This is a genomic window from Lysinibacillus sp. RC79 (genome assembly GCF_041262405.1).
Classification (GTDB): Bacteria; Bacillota; Bacilli; order Bacillales_A; family Planococcaceae; genus Lysinibacillus.
Genome location: NZ_JBGCCD010000002.1, coordinates 31,251 through 48,506, shown reverse-complemented (window position 1 = coordinate 48,506; position 17,256 = coordinate 31,251). Strand labels below are relative to the sequence as shown.

Annotated in this window: 19 protein-coding genes; 6 read left to right on the top strand and 13 right to left on the bottom strand. The window is 37.9% G+C overall.

The window, feature by feature from the left end; translation table 11 throughout:
* Position 1: 1 nt before the first annotated feature.
* Genes cysW through ABH968_RS02475 form a run of 3 tightly spaced genes read right to left on the bottom strand, consistent with a single transcriptional unit; the run spans position 2 to position 2,785 of the window.
* Positions 2 to 877 carry a sulfate ABC transporter permease subunit CysW gene (cysW, locus tag ABH968_RS02485; RefSeq protein ID WP_370042255.1) on the bottom strand — a complete coding sequence of 292 codons (876 nt, stop codon included), beginning with the start codon at positions 875 to 877 and terminating at the stop codon, positions 2 to 4.
* A 9-nt stretch (positions 878 to 886) separates the two neighbouring features.
* A complete protein-coding gene (gene cysT, locus ABH968_RS02480) occupies positions 887 to 1,720 on the bottom strand; it encodes a sulfate ABC transporter permease subunit CysT (RefSeq protein ID WP_370042253.1) in 834 nt (277 codons plus the stop codon).
* 12 nt (positions 1,721 to 1,732) lie between these two features.
* Entirely contained in the window at positions 1,733 to 2,785 is a 1,053-nt protein-coding gene (locus ABH968_RS02475; RefSeq protein ID WP_370042251.1) for a sulfate ABC transporter substrate-binding protein, read from the bottom strand.
* Positions 2,786 to 3,354: 569 nt separating this feature from the next.
* Here ABH968_RS02475 and ABH968_RS02470 point away from each other — a divergent pair.
* Both ABH968_RS02470 and ABH968_RS02465 read left to right on the top strand, forming a co-directional pair.
* Positions 3,355 to 4,056: a phosphoadenylyl-sulfate reductase gene (locus ABH968_RS02470; RefSeq protein WP_370042249.1), complete on the top strand. Its 702-nt coding sequence runs from the start codon at positions 3,355 to 3,357 to the stop codon at positions 4,054 to 4,056.
* A gap of 12 nt (positions 4,057 to 4,068) precedes the next feature.
* The gene (locus tag ABH968_RS02465; protein ID WP_370042247.1) at positions 4,069 to 5,133 is read left to right on the top strand and encodes a sulfate permease; all 1,065 of its coding nucleotides are present in this window, start codon (positions 4,069 to 4,071) and stop codon (positions 5,131 to 5,133) included.
* A 37-nt stretch (positions 5,134 to 5,170) separates the two neighbouring features.
* On the opposite strand, the gene ABH968_RS02460 is transcribed toward ABH968_RS02465, so the two are convergent.
* A complete protein-coding gene (locus ABH968_RS02460) occupies positions 5,171 to 5,413 on the bottom strand; it encodes a hypothetical protein (RefSeq protein WP_370042245.1) in 243 nt (80 codons plus the stop codon).
* Between the two features lie 101 nt (positions 5,414 to 5,514).
* Between ABH968_RS02460 and sat the strand changes: the two genes are divergently transcribed.
* The 3 genes from sat to ABH968_RS02445 all read left to right on the top strand — a co-directional run bounded on the left by sat (position 5,515) and on the right by ABH968_RS02445 (position 7,804).
* Positions 5,515 to 6,654 (top strand): sulfate adenylyltransferase, encoded by a 1,140-nt coding sequence (sat, locus tag ABH968_RS02455; protein WP_370042243.1) that lies wholly within the window; start codon positions 5,515 to 5,517, stop codon positions 6,652 to 6,654.
* Entirely contained in the window at positions 6,651 to 7,247 is a 597-nt protein-coding gene (cysC, locus tag ABH968_RS02450; RefSeq protein WP_370042241.1) for an adenylyl-sulfate kinase, read from the top strand. Before sat ends, cysC begins: the two co-directional genes overlap by 4 nt.
* Before the next feature lie 203 nt (positions 7,248 to 7,450).
* Positions 7,451 to 7,804, top strand: a complete 354-nt coding sequence (locus ABH968_RS02445) for a GNAT family N-acetyltransferase (protein ID WP_370042239.1) — start codon at positions 7,451 to 7,453, stop codon at positions 7,802 to 7,804.
* A 48-nt stretch (positions 7,805 to 7,852) separates the two neighbouring features.
* Here ABH968_RS02445 and mnhG read toward each other — a convergent pair whose 3' ends face one another.
* The 7 genes from mnhG to ABH968_RS02410 are packed head-to-tail and all read right to left on the bottom strand — an operon-like array spanning position 7,853 to position 13,611.
* Complete coding sequence (gene mnhG, locus ABH968_RS02440) at positions 7,853 to 8,221, bottom strand: monovalent cation/H(+) antiporter subunit G (protein ID WP_370042238.1); 369 nt, start codon at positions 8,219 to 8,221, stop codon at positions 7,853 to 7,855.
* Positions 8,205 to 8,486 (bottom strand): Na(+)/H(+) antiporter subunit F1, encoded by a 282-nt coding sequence (locus ABH968_RS02435; protein ID WP_142510536.1) that lies wholly within the window; start codon positions 8,484 to 8,486, stop codon positions 8,205 to 8,207. Before ABH968_RS02435 ends, mnhG begins: the two co-directional genes overlap by 17 nt.
* Positions 8,483 to 8,962: a Na+/H+ antiporter subunit E gene (locus ABH968_RS02430; protein WP_370042236.1), complete on the bottom strand. Its 480-nt coding sequence runs from the start codon at positions 8,960 to 8,962 to the stop codon at positions 8,483 to 8,485. The genes ABH968_RS02435 and ABH968_RS02430 overlap by 4 nt, the downstream gene beginning before the upstream one ends.
* A 4-nt stretch (positions 8,963 to 8,966) precedes the next feature.
* The gene (locus tag ABH968_RS02425) at positions 8,967 to 10,454 is read right to left on the bottom strand and encodes a Na+/H+ antiporter subunit D (RefSeq protein WP_370042235.1); all 1,488 of its coding nucleotides are present in this window, start codon (positions 10,452 to 10,454) and stop codon (positions 8,967 to 8,969) included.
* Positions 10,447 to 10,788: a Na(+)/H(+) antiporter subunit C gene (locus tag ABH968_RS02420; RefSeq protein ID WP_142510534.1), complete on the bottom strand. Its 342-nt coding sequence runs from the start codon at positions 10,786 to 10,788 to the stop codon at positions 10,447 to 10,449. Before ABH968_RS02420 ends, ABH968_RS02425 begins: the two co-directional genes overlap by 8 nt.
* A complete protein-coding gene (locus ABH968_RS02415; RefSeq protein WP_049669152.1) occupies positions 10,788 to 11,210 on the bottom strand; it encodes a Na(+)/H(+) antiporter subunit B in 423 nt (140 codons plus the stop codon). The genes ABH968_RS02420 and ABH968_RS02415 overlap by 1 nt, the downstream gene beginning before the upstream one ends.
* On the bottom strand, positions 11,197 to 13,611 hold the full coding sequence (locus ABH968_RS02410; RefSeq protein ID WP_370042233.1) for a Na+/H+ antiporter subunit A: 2,415 nt from the start codon (positions 13,609 to 13,611) through the stop codon (positions 11,197 to 11,199). The genes ABH968_RS02415 and ABH968_RS02410 overlap by 14 nt, the downstream gene beginning before the upstream one ends.
* A 152-nt stretch (positions 13,612 to 13,763) precedes the next feature.
* On the opposite strand from ABH968_RS02410, the gene ABH968_RS02405 reads away from it, so the two are divergent.
* The gene (locus ABH968_RS02405) at positions 13,764 to 14,327 is read left to right on the top strand and encodes a DUF5366 family protein (RefSeq protein WP_370042232.1); all 564 of its coding nucleotides are present in this window, start codon (positions 13,764 to 13,766) and stop codon (positions 14,325 to 14,327) included.
* A 110-nt stretch (positions 14,328 to 14,437) separates the two neighbouring features.
* Here the strand turns inward: ABH968_RS02405 and ABH968_RS02400 are convergent, their stop codons facing one another.
* Together ABH968_RS02400 and ABH968_RS02395 are read right to left on the bottom strand one after the other, a co-directional pair.
* The gene (locus ABH968_RS02400; RefSeq protein WP_370042231.1) at positions 14,438 to 16,288 is read right to left on the bottom strand and encodes a transglycosylase domain-containing protein; all 1,851 of its coding nucleotides are present in this window, start codon (positions 16,286 to 16,288) and stop codon (positions 14,438 to 14,440) included.
* Between the two features lie 187 nt (positions 16,289 to 16,475).
* Complete coding sequence (locus ABH968_RS02395; protein ID WP_370042229.1) at positions 16,476 to 17,183, bottom strand: hypothetical protein; 708 nt, start codon at positions 17,181 to 17,183, stop codon at positions 16,476 to 16,478.
* Positions 17,184 to 17,256: the final 73 nt, after the last annotated feature.

The window sequence follows — 17,256 nt, the reverse complement described above, 5'->3', positions numbered from 1 at the left end:
TTTAAACAGATTTTGATTTCCAAGCAACAATATCTTTAACGATAAGTGTAATAATGGCAATCACGCTCATCAGTGAAGCAACTGCGAAGGCTGCTGCAAATTGGTACTCATTGTATAAAATTTCAATATGAAGGGGCATTGTATTTGTCATGCCACGAATATGCCCTGATACAACAGAAACTGCACCAAATTCACCGATTGCCCGAGCATTACATAGAATAAGGCCGTATAATAAGCCCCACTTGATATTTGGCAATGTCACATGCCAAAATGTTTTAAAACCATTGGCACCAAGTGAAATGGACGCCTCCTCCTCAGAGGTTCCTTGTGTCTGCATAAGAGGAATGAGCTCCCGTGCAACAAAGGGCAACGTTACAAAAATGGTAGCGAGGACAATACCAGGTAGCGCAAAAACAATGTTAATGTCATGTTCAAATAGCCAATCTCCAAATAGTCCCTGTGAGCCAAATAATAAAATAAACACTAAACCTGCAATAACTGGAGATACTGCAAAAGGAAGGTCGACGATTGTAAGTAATAGATTTTTCCCTTTAAAGTTGAACTTTGTTAAAGCCCAAGCAGCCATAACGCCAAAGATTGCGTTTAATGGTACTGCAATTGCGACGACTGTTAAGGTTAACTTGATAGCAGCCAAGGCATCTGGATGTGTGATAGCTGCAACATATACATCTACTCCTTTTTGAAAGGCTGTGAAAAAAATGGATACTAGTGGGAGCACAATGAAAAATGCTAAAAAAGCTAGCGCTATAAATGTTAGCGTGTATCGGACAAAGCGTGGCTCTTGTAAGGCAGCAGACTTTGTCACGGCATTATTTTTTTCAAGAGCAACTTGCTGAATAAATGTAGACTGTTCCATAAATACCTCCTAATGTACAAAGCGACGATTTGCCAGCCATTGTATGAAATTAATGCTAAATAATAGGATGAAGGACGTGACAAGCATTACTACTGCAATAGCGGTTGCACCAGCGTAGTCATATTGCTCGAGCTTAGTCATAATAATTAATGGTGTAATTTCAGTCTTCATCGGCATATTCCCAGCAATAAAAACAACAGAACCATATTCTCCCAGTGCACGGGCAAAGGCTAATGAAAAACCTGTTAAAATGGCAGGAGCAAGCTCTGGTAAAATCACTTTACGAAAGGTTTGTAAACGAGTTGCACCAAGGCTAGCAGAGGCCTCCTCAACCTCAGCACTAATATTTTGTAAGACAGGCTGCACAGTACGAACGACAAAAGGTAGCCCGATAAATGTCAGTGCAATAATGATGCCAAGAGGCGTAAAGGCAATTTTAAAATTGAAAAATTGACCAATCCAACCATTTGGTGCATAGAGTGATGTTAAGGCAATGCCTGCTACAGCGGTTGGTAAAGCAAATGGTAAATCGACAAGCCCATCGATGATTCGTTTAAAGGGAAAGCTATAGCGCACAAGCACCCAAGCAATGATTGTGCCAAAAATAACATTTAATAAACCAGCAGCGAGCGCTGTACTGAAGCTTACCTTATAGGAAGCAACAGCACGAGGGTCGGTCACAATATCAATAAACTCTGCCCAGCTTAAGGACATTGTATGAATAATAATCATCGATAGTGGCAATAAGACTAGCAAGCTAACATATAACATGGTATAGCCAAGAGAAAGGTGGAAGCCAGGGATAATGCGGCGTGTTTTCTTATTAACAGTTAAACTACTCATGATAGGGCCTCCTTATTGAGGTACATAAATTTCGTCGAATGTACCACCATCTTTAAAATGTTTTGCTTGTGCTTCTGCCCAACCACCGAAATCATCGATTGAAACGAGTTCAAGTTTTGGGAATTGCTCTTGATATTTTGCTAGAATTTTTTCATTTCGTGGTCGATAGTAATTTTTTGCAGCAATTTCTTGACCACGCTCACTATATAAATGCTTTAAATAAGCCTCTGCTACTTCGCGTGTACCTTTTTTATCAACGATTTTGTCAACGATTGCCACAGGTGGCTCAGCTAAAATACTTAAAGAAGGTGTAATGATGTCAAACTCATCATCACCCAATTCATTAAGCGATAAATAGGCTTCATTTTCCCATGCAATTAAAACGTCACCAATTTTACGTTCAACAAAAGTTGTTGTAGCGCCGCGTGCACCAGAATCCAGCACCTCCACATTGCTATATAAAGCTTTCATAAAATCCTTTATTTTTGCCTCATCATTGTTATATAATTTCCCCGCATAGGCCCAAGCAGCTAAATAATTCCACCGTGCACCACCAGATGTTTTTGGATTTGGTGTGATGACAGATACATCATCTTTAATTAAATCATCCCAGTCTTTAATACCCTTTGGATTGCCCATGCGTACTAAAAAGACAATAGTTGATGTATAAGGCGTAGAGTTGTTTTCAAATTCTTTTTGCCAATCTTTATTTAATAGATTTCGAGCTTGTGCTATCTCATCAATATCGTAGGCTAGTGCTAGTGTCACAACATCAGCCTTCAGACCATCGATTACAGCTCGACCTTGTTTACCAGAGCCACCATGTGACTGTTTTATAGTTACATCCTGACCGGTTTCATCCTTCCATTTTTTTATGAAATCTTTGTTGAATTCATCGTAAAGCTCACGTGTTGGATCATAAGATACATTTAATAATTCCACAGATTTTTTGGTATCCTGAGCACCTGTATCTTTTTCAGAAGAACTGCTACCACAACCTGTTAATGTCAGTGTTAATGCAGATATAAGTACTAACGATTGGAAAAAATGTTTCCTTTTTTTCATAAAATATCGCTCCTTTTTTTTCTAGAGAATACAAAAGGCCACCTACCAGTACGATTTATAATCGTCATAAGTAGATGGCCTTCAGATCCTCTGATCAGCATTTTATATTGGTTAGTTCAAAGCTTAGTTATACATTAAACATATATTTCCTATTAGTCAACAAGGAAATCAATTATGCCTCGGCATAATTGCCGCTGACGCTTCGCTTTCGCGCAGATAAATTGCCACAGGACGTGGCGTTCTTAGACTGAGTTCCTCTATTTCAGCGGATGTTTGTACACCCGCTGAAAGAAGTTAAAAAATATTGTTTTTGGCCAGGATATTAATATCATCGAAGACAGTATAAAAAATTTGGACTCATTGAATTGAATTTTTTTGAAAACCTAGTTGACTACTAGGTGTACTTTAGTATATATTGGGTAATAAGAAAAATGATTGTAGAACGATGTAGGCAATACTGAACAATCATTAAATATAAGCTGGCTAGTCAAACTAGAGGCGTTTTAACAAAGACATGTCTATATATGTCTTTCGTTAGAACGCCTCTTTTTCGTTATGAGGAGGATTATATGCTAACATATGCAACTTGGCATGAGCCAACATTGAATTTTCAGGTAGACGAAACATATAAGGCTGCACTAGAGGTTTTACAGTGGAGTTATGCTGAATATGGTGAGGATATCGTCTATGCATGTAGCTTTGGGATTGAGGGAATTGTCTTGATTGACCTTATTTCAAAGGTGAAGCCTAATGCTACGATTATCTTTTTAGATACAGATGTTCATTTTAAGGAAACATATGAAACGATTGATAAAGTAAAAGAAAAATATCCGCAGCTTAACATTATTATGCAAAAACCAGCACTTACACTCGAACAACAAGCAACTGAATTTGGTGATGAATTATGGAAGTCTAATCCAAATAAATGCTGTGAAATTCGCAAGATTGTGCCGTTACATGAAGCGTTAGCGGGAGCAAAGGCTTGGATTTCAGGCTTGCGTCGTGAACAATCACCAACCCGACAAAATATGAACTTTATCAATCCTGACGATAAATTTAAATCTATTAAAATTTGTCCACTCATTCATTGGACATGGAAGGATGTCTGGCGGTATGTTTCAAAGCATAATTTGCCGTACAATCCATTGCATGATAAAGGCTATCCAAGCATTGGCTGCGAGCATTGTACAAAACCAGCATTTACAATGGATGATTTACGTTCAGGCAGATGGCAGGGGTCTGGTAAAACTGAGTGTGGATTACATGAGTAAAGGAGTTTTGCCATGCTTGAATATGTAGCAATAGCGATTAGTTTATTTTTTGCGATGAATATTGGTGCTAGTGGAGCGGCAGCCTCAATGGGTGTCGCTTACGGAGTAGGTGCCATCAAAAAAGCTTGGCAAGCACTGCTCATTTGCTCAGTGGGTGTTTTTACAGGGGCAGTTCTTGGGGGTGGGGAGGTAGTAAAAACAATTAGCTCCGGTATAATGCCAAAGGAGTACATAACAGTAAAGATTGTCATAATTATTTTAATTTCTGCGACCAGCTCACTATTTATCGCTAATCTTTTAGGTATTCCATTATCGACGAGTGAAGTGACAGTCGGAGCAGTTGTAGGTGTAGGGATTGCCTATAAAGCGCTATATATTAAATCATTGCTTGTCATCGCATCATTTTGGGTAATAGTGCCAATCATAGCGTTTGTCATTGCATTTGTCTTTGGGAAGTGGCTGTATAAATTACGAGTCAAGGGCTTGTTAAAAGATCATCCAATATTAACGATTCTCCTTGTGTTTGCTGGATTTTTCGAAGCCTTTTCAGCAGGGATGAATAACGTTGCAAATGCAGTTGGACCTCTTGTTGGTGCAGGAATGATGAGTGTAACAACTGGAATATTGCTTGGTGGGGCATTTGTGGCGCTTGGCGCGATGCTACTAGGAAAACGAGTGCTTGAAACAAACGGTAAAAAAATTATGCGCTTTGAGAAGGCAGAAGGGATACTAATATCGAGTACAGGTGCACTCCTAGTCAGTATAAGCTCTATCTTTGGGCTTCCTGTTCCTTTAACACAAGTAACATCCTCTTCGATTATCGGAATGGGGATGGCCAAAGACGGGAAACAAATTTTCCATAAGCATATTGTGAAAAAAATAATCCGTATTTGGATTGTCTCGCCAATCCTTTCTTTAGCCATCTCTTATTTTTTAGTACAGCTATTTTTAGAGAAAGATTTCTATGCCATCGTATTAATTGGCAGTATTATTGTTGGAACACTGGGTGTCATTAGCTTAATGCGAACAATGCGTGAAGAAGAGCGCTCAATATACGATGCGGGTGAAGGAATTTAAATACCTGGTTTAGGGGAAATCCGATCAAATTAGAGGTTTACCCGATCACTTTTGAAAGGAAGCCGATCAAATCAGAGGAGTACCCGATCACTTTTGAAAGGAAGCCGATCAAATCAGAGGAGTACCCGATCACTTTTGAAAGGAAGCCGATCAAATCAGAGGAGTAGCCGATCACTTTTGAAAGGAAGCCGATCAAATCAGAGAAGAACCTGATCACTTTTGAAAGGAAGCCGCTCAAATCAGAGAAGTACCCGATCACTTTTGAAAGGAAGCCAGTCAATTGCAGAAGCCTCAATTTGCCTAAGACGAAAAATCAATAAAATAGGCAAATACACTTAAATATAAAACTGAGTAATTCTATAAAACTAGGAGGAGATTTTGATGAGTTTACAACCACATGGTGGACTATTAGTGCAAGCCTTTAATCCAGAGAAGGATGTAACGCATATAAATAAAGTTATTGAGCTTGATGCCATTGCATTGAGTGATTTAGAGTTAATTGCTATCGGTGGTTATAGTCCGATTGAAGGCTTTTTAACGCAGGAAGATTATAAATCCGTTGTTGAACATACACGTTTAGCGTCAGGCGTGGTATGGAGTATTCCGATTACATTACCTGTAGCAAAGGATGTAGCGGCAACATTGCAGCCTGGTGATGAGGCAAAACTAGTATACGGTGATGCTGTTTATGGTGTTATTGAAGTTGCCGATATTTATGAGCCAAATAAACGGAAAGAGGCATTGTTAATATACGGCACGGAGGATTTACAGCATCCAGGTGTTAAAAAGTTGCTTGAACGTCCAAGTATTTATGTGGGTGGAAAAATTACATTAGTAAAACGTCTAGAGCAAAAGTTTCCTGCCTATTCATTCGATCCGCTTGAAACACGAAAGCTTTTTGCTGAAAAGGGTTGGAAAACAATTGTTGGCTTCCAAACACGGAATCCTGTGCATCGAGCACATGAATATATTCAAAAGGCTGCACTTGAAACAATTGATGGATTATTTTTAAATCCGCTAGTTGGTGAAACGAAGTCAGACGATGTTTCAGCTACAATTCGCATGGATAGTTACGAAGTTTTACTACAAAATTATTATCCTGAAAATCGCGTGCAATTAGGCGTGTTTCCAGCTGCAATGCGTTATGCAGGGCCAAAGGAAGCTATCTTCCATGCACTTGTACGAAAAAATTATGGCTGTACGCATTTTATCGTTGGGCGTGACCATGCAGGTGTTGGTGATTACTATGGCACATACGATGCACAAAAAATCTTTGAACAATTTACGGAAGATGAATTAGGAATTGTTCCTTTAAAATTTGAGCATAGCTTCTATTGCAACATATGTGAAGGCATGGCAACGACGAAAACTTGTGCACATGATAGCTCAGCACATGTTATTTTATCGGGTACTAAGGTTCGTGAAATGTTACGTAATGGCGAAGTACCACCAAGTACATTTAGTCGTAAAGAGGTTGTGGATGTACTAATTAAAGGGATGCGTAAGGAGGTTTTAAAGTGAGTTCAAACATCGTTTGGCATGAAGCGTCCATTACGAAAGAGGAGCGTCGTACACAAAACAAGCATCAAAGCTTTATTTTATGGTTCACTGGTTTATCAGCATCAGGAAAATCTTCTGCAGCGAATGCCTTCGCGCGCCGACTCTTTGAGCGGGGCAATCAAGCATTTGTCTTAGATGGGGATAATGTTCGCCATGGCTTAAATAAGGATTTAGGATTCGACGAAACAAGCCGTAAGGAAAATATACGACGTATTGGAGAGGTATCTAAGCTTTTTGTGGAAAATGGACAAATTGTTCTAACTGCTTTTATTTCACCTTACCGTGAAGATCGTCAAGTTGTCCGTGAGCTTGTAGAAGCAGGGGAATTTATAGAGGTCTATGTGAAGTGTTCTGTTGAAACATGTGAAAAGCGTGATCCAAAAGGTCTTTATAAAAAAGCACGTAATGCGGAAATTCCAAACTTTACTGGGATTAGTGCACCCTATGAAGAACCGGAAAACCCAGAAATTATTTTAGACACAGAACGCCATTCTATCGAAGAATGCGTAGAACAGCTCACAGACATATTAACTTTAAAAGGATATATATACTAAATCTGTTTTCTTAAAGAATCTGCTTACTTATGATGAGCAGATTTTTTTAACTTCTTTCAGCGAATGTTTTTTGTACCGAAAGCGAAGAGACAGCAACAATTATGCCGAAGTATAATTAATTGGTAGATTTACCTGTTTATTATAGAGTGATTCCATATATTGTGAGATGATTAAATCATCAAACGTTATAGGAGATGAAAGAAATGAGCATACATATTCAACTATTAACTGAGGATGTTGTAAACCAGAAATTATTAAATGAAATATTGGAACTATGGAATGAAAATAATGAAATGATTGGTTTTGGATTGGCATCGATCAAAAAGGATTTTATTTACGATATGAACTACGGTCAAATAGACGAAGTTTATGTAGTACCAGTATATAGAAGACAGAAGGTTGCTAAACGTCTAGTAGATCATTTAGTGAATTGGTTTAATGACGAACATGATACTACTGTAGTAAATGTCTATGTAGATTTAGAAAATGACTTAGCACTAAACTTTTGGGAAGGCATTGGTTTAGAGAAGGAATTTTTTATGCTATCAAATAATTAAAAAAGGTGGCCAATGAAGTTTATTCATTGGCCAACTATTTTTGAAAAGTTATTTAATGCCTTGTTCTTTTTTCATCCGCTCAATTTCAGGTCCCAGCTCGTCGTGTATTGTGCCTTTCCAAGGTTTTACGCCAGCGATGTATGAGGAACGAGTCATAATATGCCCACCAACAGGACCTGTGATGAACAGGAACAGTATACCGAGCAAAATGCGGGGATTAAAGTGATCTTCAATCAGCCAAAAGTGAAAGAATACACCAATGAGTATGCACATGACACCGAGCGTTGCACTCTTTGAAGCAGCGTGCGCACGTGTGTACAAATCAGGTAAACGGACAAGACCAATGGCTGTCACGACTATAAATAGCACCCCTACAGAAATGAAAAAGATAACTAAACTATTAGCGAGAATTGTCACGTTTAATGATATCTCCTTTCTCTATGAATTTAGAGAAAGCAACAGTACCGATAAACGATAAAATCGCTAACAATAATATAATCTCCAGGAAGAAGCTTGTTTCAACCAGTACTGAAAACAGTCCAATGAGCGAGATTACTGACACACCCAATGAATCCAATGCTACCACACGATCGGATGCAGAAGGTCCTTTAACCATTCGATAAATGACTGCAATCATTGATAAGCAAATCACTACAATCGAAGCAATAATAAACGTTGTCATGATTTACTCACCTCCAAAATCGCTTTCTCAAATGAATCTCGAATTGCTGTAATCGCTTCATCGACATCACTCATATCGATAGCATGTACATACAAAGTTTTTGCATCATCTGATACATGCACTACTACTGTACCAGGTGTTAACGTAATAAGACTCGATAATAAAGTAATTTCCCATTCTTGTGTTAAAACAGTCGGGTAGGCAAAGAATGCAGGCTGCATATCCAACTTAGGCTTTAAGACCACTTGAAGAACTTGTATATTCGCTAACACTAGCTCCTTTAAAAAGAGTAACGTCAGTTTAATGATTGCCCATATGCGGTAGACGTAAAGACGGGTAGTAAAAAACCTACGCATAATAATGAGCAATATAATACCGAGAATGAACCCAACGATAAAGCCAGTTGCTGTGTAATTTGAAGAAAGGAACATCCAAACGAAGGCAAGTACAACATTTAAAATAATTTGAAATGCCATATCTCTAATCCTCCTTCATTACAGCATCTATATAAATAGATGGATCACTTAATAGTTTTGCCGCATCGTCCATAAATGGAGTAATCCATTCAGAGCCTACACCATACGCTACAGTAATGAGCACTAAAAGCACGGTAGGCACAAATAGTGTATTGTAGACTTTTTTATCGACAGTACCCGTTGTTTCTTTTTCTTCACCCCAAAAGGCATAAAGGAAAATACGAATAACAGACAATAAAACGAGAAGAGACGAAGCTAAAATAAAAATACTGCTCCATTTACTACCTGCTTCAAAACCTCCCTGTACAATTAACAGCTTTCCAACGAAGCCACTAAGTGGAGGAATCCCTGCTAAACCAAATGCTGCAATTAAATAGCACCAACCGAGAGCGGGATATTTATTCATAAGACCGCCCATTTTACGTAAATCAGATGTGCCCGTAATGTAGATGACTATACCTATTAACATAAAGAGCGCTGCTTTTATAAGCATGTCATGAATTAAATAGAACATTGCACCTTTTAGGGAGGTTTCATTCATTTGAGATACGCCGAATAAAATAACCCCTACAGCAATGACAATATTATAGATAATGATGAGCTTCACATCATGATAGGCAAGTGCACCAATACAGCCCGCAATAATTGTTGCAACTGCTAATGCCATCAGTAGATCATGTGTATACGATAAATCATGAACAAAGAACAATGTATACGTTCGAGTAATTGCGTAAATACCAACCTTTGTTAGTAGTGCGCCAAATAGCGTTAGTACTGGTATAGGTGCTGCTGCATAAGAAGTTGGAAGCCAGAAGTATAGCGGGAAAATAGCCGCTTTTAACCCAAATACCATTAAAAATAGTACAGCTATAACAGTAACGATACCTGGCTGATTGATTTCTGCAATCTTTACTGCAATATCTGCCATGTTTAATGTACCTACTACAGAGTAAAGATAGGCAACTGTAATAACAAATAATGCAGATGAAATAACATTAATTAAAATATATTTAATGGAACCTTTAAGCTGCCCTTTTTCGCCCCCAAGAACAATGAGCAAATAAGAGGCCATTAACAATACCTCGAAGAACACGAAAAGGTTAAAAATATCGCCTGTCGTAAATGCCCCGTTAACCCCAGTTAAAATAAACATAATTCCAGGATAATAGAAGAAGCGTTCACGTTCCTTTGTGATGGAACTAAAGCCATACCAAACAACAAAGAGGGCAATAAGCAGCGTTGTTGTGACAAGCAGTGCGGACACCATATCAGAAACCATTGTAATACCATATGGCACAGGCCAGTCTCCGAATGTCACCTTTTGGATACCGTCATTTTTCACCTTTAAAAGCAGTGAAATTGCTGATATAAGTGCGAGCCCTATACCAAGTAATGCGAATGAACGCTGGTATTTTAAGTTTTTTTGCCCAAACATCAAAATCATGCCGAAGAAAAACGGAATGATAATGGGTAGTAGAAGGAAGTTATTCATCCTCATCACTTCCTCTCATTAAGCTTATATCATCTGTCTCGAGCTCCTGATAAGAACGGTAAGCAAGTACAAGGAAGAAAGCTGTTACCCCAAAACTAATAACAATCGCTGTTAAAATAAGCGCCTGTGGTAATGGATCTGCAAAAGTTTTTGCCCCTTCCTTTAAAACAGGTGGTGCCTCTCCACCTAGCCCGCCCATCGTTAAAATGAGAAGATGAGCGCCATGACTTAAAAGGCCTGTCCCGATAATAATACGCAATAAGCTTTTGGATAAGATTAAATAAACCGCTGCCATAAATAAAAAGCCTATGACAAACGCCATCATTATTTCCATTATTCATCCTCCCCAATCGTTTGAATAATGGTCATCGTAACGCCGACAACAACCAAATAGACACCGCTATCAAAAAGCATAGCCGTGTGTAATGACTGTTTGCCTAGAAGCGGTAAATCGAAATAATCAAAGAAATGTGTGAAAAACGGTTTACCTACAAACATTGGGAAAGCGGCTGTTGCAAGGGCTAGTAGTAAGCCAATTGCTGTTAAATACGTATAATTTATAGGTAAAACCTTACGAACCGTATTTAAATCAAAGGCAAGGACTAAGAGCACGATCGCACTCGATGTTAAAAGCCCGCCAACAAAGCCGCCTCCAGGTGTGTAATGACCAGCAAGAAAAATATGAATGGAGAAGAAGAAAATAATGAAGAATACAATTTTTGTTGTAAATTGTATAATGACATCATTTGTTTTCATGCGATTTCTCCTTTCTATTCATGCGTAGCTTTATCATTGCTAAAATGGCCATTCCAGCAATAGCTAACACTGTAATTTCAAATAATGTATCAAAACCACGGTAGTCTACTAAGATCACATTGACAATGTTTCCACCGCCGGCCTTTGAATAAACTGTTTCCTCATAATACTTCGAAATAGTTGGAATCAATTTTTGCGAATGTGCGGACAGTGCTAAAAGCGTAACCATAACACCGACTGCAATGGAAACAATCGCGCGATTTAATTGGAATCTCATGCGCTCTTCTCGTTTTCCAAGCTTAGGCAGATGATAAAATGCTAGTAAAAATAGCGCAACAGAAATCGTTTCAATGACAAGCTGTGTTAATGCTAAATCAGGAGCATTAAAGATAACGAAGAATAATGCTACTGTGTAGCCCACAGCACCAAGGCCTATAATGGCTGTTAAACGTGACTTTGCCAAAATAGTAAGGGCTGTTCCAATGACTAACACCACAACTAAAATGATTTCGTAAGGACGAATAGGTGCAGTGTCTTGGAAGGAGACTGTAAAAGCATTCTTCACAAATAAAGAACCGATGACAATCGCCGCAATGCTACTAAACATATACAGCAGGTAGTGACGCATAGAGCCTGTCATATAAAGACGTGATACACGATTTAACCCAACATCTAGTCCGAGCATAATCTTGTCGTATGCATTATTTAACGTTAAAGCTCGTGGGAATTTTTGATATATACCCTGCCATTTCGGTAACGCTACAAACAATAGAACTCCAACAAGTACTATGCCAAATGTCATGAGTAATTCAGGTGTAATTTCACCATGCCAAGCAGCCACATGAATATCAATATCCTTTGGTGAATCGTATAAGAATGGCTGAATAGCTTGTACTGCTGGCTTTACAAAAGTATCCCCAACTAGGTTCGGAATAAAGAATATTGTTACGACTAATGCTGCTAAAATCATCGGCGAAATTAGCATGCCAATCGGTGCCTCGTGTGGTTTATGAGGTAATTTTTCTGGTTTATATTTACCAGTAAATGTTCTGAAAACAAAATAAAAGCTATAGACAAATGTAAATATACTAGCAATCCAAGCAACAATCGGGAAGAGTGCTCCCCATGTATCAAAGCCAGAAAATTCAAAATTTTGCAGTGCAAGCATTGCAGTTAAAAACATTTCCTTACTTAAGAAGCCGTTAAATGGCGGTAGACCAGCCATTGATAAGCTTCCGATTGCCGCTACTGTAAAGCTAAGCGGCATAATACTCATTAAGCCACCGAGTTTACGAATATCACGTGTACCAGTTTCATGATCGACAATTCCTGCAATCATGAATAGGCTTCCTTTAAATGTTGCATGGTTGATCAGGTGGAAGATCGCCGCAAAGGCAGCAAATTTAATAGTATCTGTTGCCCCATTGCCATGAAACGCTAAAGCACTAGCGCCGAGCAATGACATAATAAGTCCAAGCTGACTCACTGTAGAGAAAGCAAGAATTCCTTTTAAATCTGTTTGCTTCACTGCAAAGAACGAACCCCAGAACAGCGTTAAGATACCTACGCCTGTAACGAGCCATATCCAAAGCTCAGAAACGGCGAAAATCGGTGTAAAGCGTGCAACTAAATAAATACCTGCCTTTACCATTGTTGCAGAGTGTAGGTATGCACTAACCGGTGTTGGCGCTTCCATTGCATCTGGTAACCAAATGTAGAATGGGAATTGGGCAGATTTTGTAAATGCTCCTAGAAGTATTAAAACGAGCGACCAAGTGAACAACGGATGCTGCACTAAATTAGGTGCTATGACAATAAGTTCACGGATTGAATACGTTCCTCCCATTAAATAAAGAAGAATGAATCCTCCTAACATCATTAAGCCGCCACCGACTGTAATCATCATTGATTTAAGTGCACCAAAGCGAGAGGCATCACGAGAATACCAGTAGCCGATCAGTAAAAATGATGAAATTGATGTTAGCTCCCAAAAGAAGTACAGAGTAATTAAATGATCTGACTGTACTATTCCGAGCATTGCGGTCATAAATAGTAATAAGTAAACATAAAAATTATGTAATTTTTCTTTATGTTTGTCTAAGTAAAAAATAGAGTAAAGTACGACCAATGAGCCAATTCCAGTAATCAGCAATGAGAATAGCAAGCTAAGTCCATCTAAATAAGAAACGACGGAAATATCAAGCGATGGAATCCAAGGAAGCTCTTGAAGAAATACTTTACCATCTGCTACTTTTGCGATATATGATGCGTAAATAATCGCGAGTGTAGCAGGTACTGCAAGAACAAACCAGCCTGTGTGAATATTTTTAATGCTTTTATATAAAAATGGCACAAATATTGCAGCAAGCATTGGAATGAAAATATAAAGTACTTGTAACAAAAAAATCCTCCTTTATGCAGATAAGTATGTTAATTATAACGCACTTCTTGTATGAATGCATATGCACCCATAGGATTTAGCTTGCGATAGTGGAAGAATTTTGGCTATATTATAAATAGGAAGTTATCAATAATAATAGAGGAAAAAATTTTATGAAGAACCCTTATATTTATGGTTATCTACCATTAATTACGATTTTATTGTTTAGTTTGACATTTGGGATGTATGCTGTAAGTGAATCGTTGCAAGTTTTCCATGCAATCGGTGTGTATTCCGGCATGCGGGAGTTTTTATCCGATTTCGAGCTCCGTATTTTTTTGCTAATTGTCTTTGCTGGGATCTTTTTTATGCTATTTTCAGCATTAAAATTAGTAGGGGAAACTATTCATGAGCTAGGAATGTTATTTTTCTCCAAGGATAATGATGGTGCGACAGTTAATCAAGCACGAGGCGGATATATTATTTTATTGGTTGGTGCAATATGTTCAGCCTTTGCTATTCAATTTATTTACGTTTTAGTAGGTATTTTTGTCTTAACCGTTTTTATCTACTTTATTTACCTTATCTACAAAATGAGTCATTTTATGTCGATGGGTGGAACGATTGGCTTATTAGTATTTGAACTTTTTATGTGGACTATTCTATTATCTCTATTAGTTTATGTTGTTTTAAAATTGTATAATGGCATCTTAGCAAGCTTACCGTTTGCTCATTAAACGCCGAGGTTTACATTACGTATTTATTAAATTACATAGTAACGTTAAACAATGAAAGGAGCAGCCCTGAGTGAAATTCTTCACTCTAGGGTTGCTCCTTTTGGTTTACTTTATTCCAGTAAAACATTAAATAGCTTGTGATGAATCTTATACGCTTCTAAACTCTCCATAGATTGTGGCTTATCGTAGCCAAGCCATACTGCTGCAGTGTATTCATCATTTAATCCAGCGAGCCAGTAGTCACGATAGTTGTTAGTTGTTCCCGTTTTGGCACCGACATAGTTACTTCTACTATAAACGCCTTGTCCTGTACCTTTAGTAACAACATCTGCAAGCATCGAACGCATATACTTAACGGTTTTCGGTAACCAAATTTGATCGCGTTCTGAATCCCAGCTGTAAAGCTCCGTTCCATCAGCTGCTGTAACTTTACGGATGCTATGGGCCAGTACGTATGAGCCGTCTATAAAACTTGTATAGGCGTCTGCTAGCTCAAGTGCTGTAACACCATACGTTAATCCTCCCAAAGAGGTAGCATAAATATGGTCTTTTGCCACGATAGAGCGGAAGTGAAAGCGATCTAAGTAACTAAAGGCAGTTTCAATTCCGACTGTGTTAAAGAGACGGAGAGCCGAAGTATTATAGCTATATCGAAATGCTACTCGAATTGGTACATCACCATATTTAAAGCCTCCATAGTTTTGTGGACAAAATGAACCGACACAATAACTGCCACCACTAACAATAGAATCAGGTGTGTGTGCTGTCGTTTCAAAGAAAGGAGCATATACCGCTAACGGCTTAAATGCAGAGCCTGGTTGACGCGTACCTTGAAAGGCGCGATGATAACCAAACTTTTCATAGTTTTTTCCAGCATAAAGACTAACAACTTCACGGGTTTTATTATCAATAACTGCTCCGGCGGCTTGTAATTTTCCTGAACCTAGAATTGCAGTCATTTTCTTTTCATCATGTGCTTGTTTGTCTGGATTTAGCGCGGTATAAATCGTTAATCCGTTTTGAAATAATGTATTGAGTCGATTGTCTAGCTGCGTTTTGATTTTTTTCTTCTCTTCCTCGTTTTGTGTATTTGCAAGTCGATCTGAATAACCTTCTTTTTCTGCAACTAACCATCTAAGCTCTTGTAAGACGTAAGTGCTGTACATTGGGTAGCTTTGCGCTTTATTCTTTACATGTAACGTTATCGTTTCAGCTTTATATGTAATGGCATCTTCTTTTGTTATAGCGCCACTTGCTGCTAGTGTATCTAATAGCCGCTCCTGTCTCGCCTTTGTTTTATCAAATTTTTTTAAAGGATTATACAGTGAGGGGTTATTTGGAATGGCAGCAATAAATGCAATTTCAGCTATAGATAATTCTTGGAGTGGTTTCTGAAAATAATAGGTAGCTGCTCCACCGATTCCATAAACTTGATTGCTAAAATAGGCTTCATTTAGATACATCGTTAATATCGCGTCTTTATCAAATTCTTTCTCAAGCTCATAGGAGTAAAAAATCTCTGTTAATTTTCGTTCATATGTTTTTTCATCGGATAAATAACGCATACGAACGAGCTGCTGTGTAATGGTGCTAGCACCTTGAGAAGATGAATTTGTGCTTGAGTTAGCAACAACTGCACGGATGATAGCACTGAAGTCAAAACCGATATGCTCATAAAAATGAGCGTCCTCACTTGCGATGAAAATTTCCTGGGCAATTTTTGGGATTTCCTGTAATGTTAAAGGTTGCCGCCATTCGACATATTCCTCGCTAAATGTTTTGTCATTTTGATCAATAAGTGTTACTGGAAGCTGTGGCTGTACTTCCGGTAAATGAATAGCGCTAGCAATTTGCTCCTCATGCGCTTGTGCCATATTGATTTCTGTCCTAATGTTTGTAGTAATCCACCAAAGGACAGGTAAGGATAGTAAAATGATAAAAAAACCAAAAGCCTTTTTCATGTGTGCCTCCACTCTAAATATGAGTCACTCAACAGAATAACATAATTTGGATAGTTTCCAAATACGCGTTCCGACCTATTTGTTTTCATCAAATAATTTTGCCATGAAGTTCGTGACCAACATCGTGTTGGCCCGAGACCCTGGAGCGAGCAGGCAGAGGTACGAAGGCTAATAGCATCAACAAAGCTTACGCTTTGTTTTTTTGTCTGTTACTTATGAAAAGAGGAATTATACATAACAATCCAAGGAGAATGAACAGGATTAAGGTGTTGATTGGATTATCTTTTACTTTTGTATCTTCTTTGTGTTTTTTTTCAAATTCTTTTACTTCTTCTGTTTTATTTACTTTATCGTTTGGAACAAATTCATTTTTATCTACATCATAGTAATAGAATCCGTGTTTGTTAAAGGTGAAAAAGTCATCTCTAACCGTCTTATATGAACTTGAAATCATCGCAAAGTTCACTTTTTCCGTATCAATCTTTGTTTTTACATATTTTTCACTTTCTGCTTTAAACAATTCTTTTTCTTTTTTTAATAAGTTGGCTGCTTCACTTTTTACTTTTTCTACATCTTGAAGCGTTGTTGCTTTTTTCAATTCCTCTTCAATAAAGGCTATTTGTTCCATTTTCATTTTTTCTTCAAATTCTTTTGTTTTTTTCTCTAATAATGATTTATCTTCTCTTACTGTTTTAATCAGTACCGTTTTTGTTTCTTGTGCTAATATTTTGGCGGAGTCGTTTTTGTAATAATGAACTTCTTTTTTATTTTTATTATTTACTGAATTCAGGTGCTCTTCTGTAACGATTTTTGTTGCCATGCTGGCAGATGAAAATACGATACTCAACATACATACCGACAGTCCGATTACACTTATTTTTTGTATGAATTTCATTTCAATTCCTCCGTTTTTCTATTATTATCCATGTAATCCATTTTTATTATCAATCAAGGGGATATATGAACAA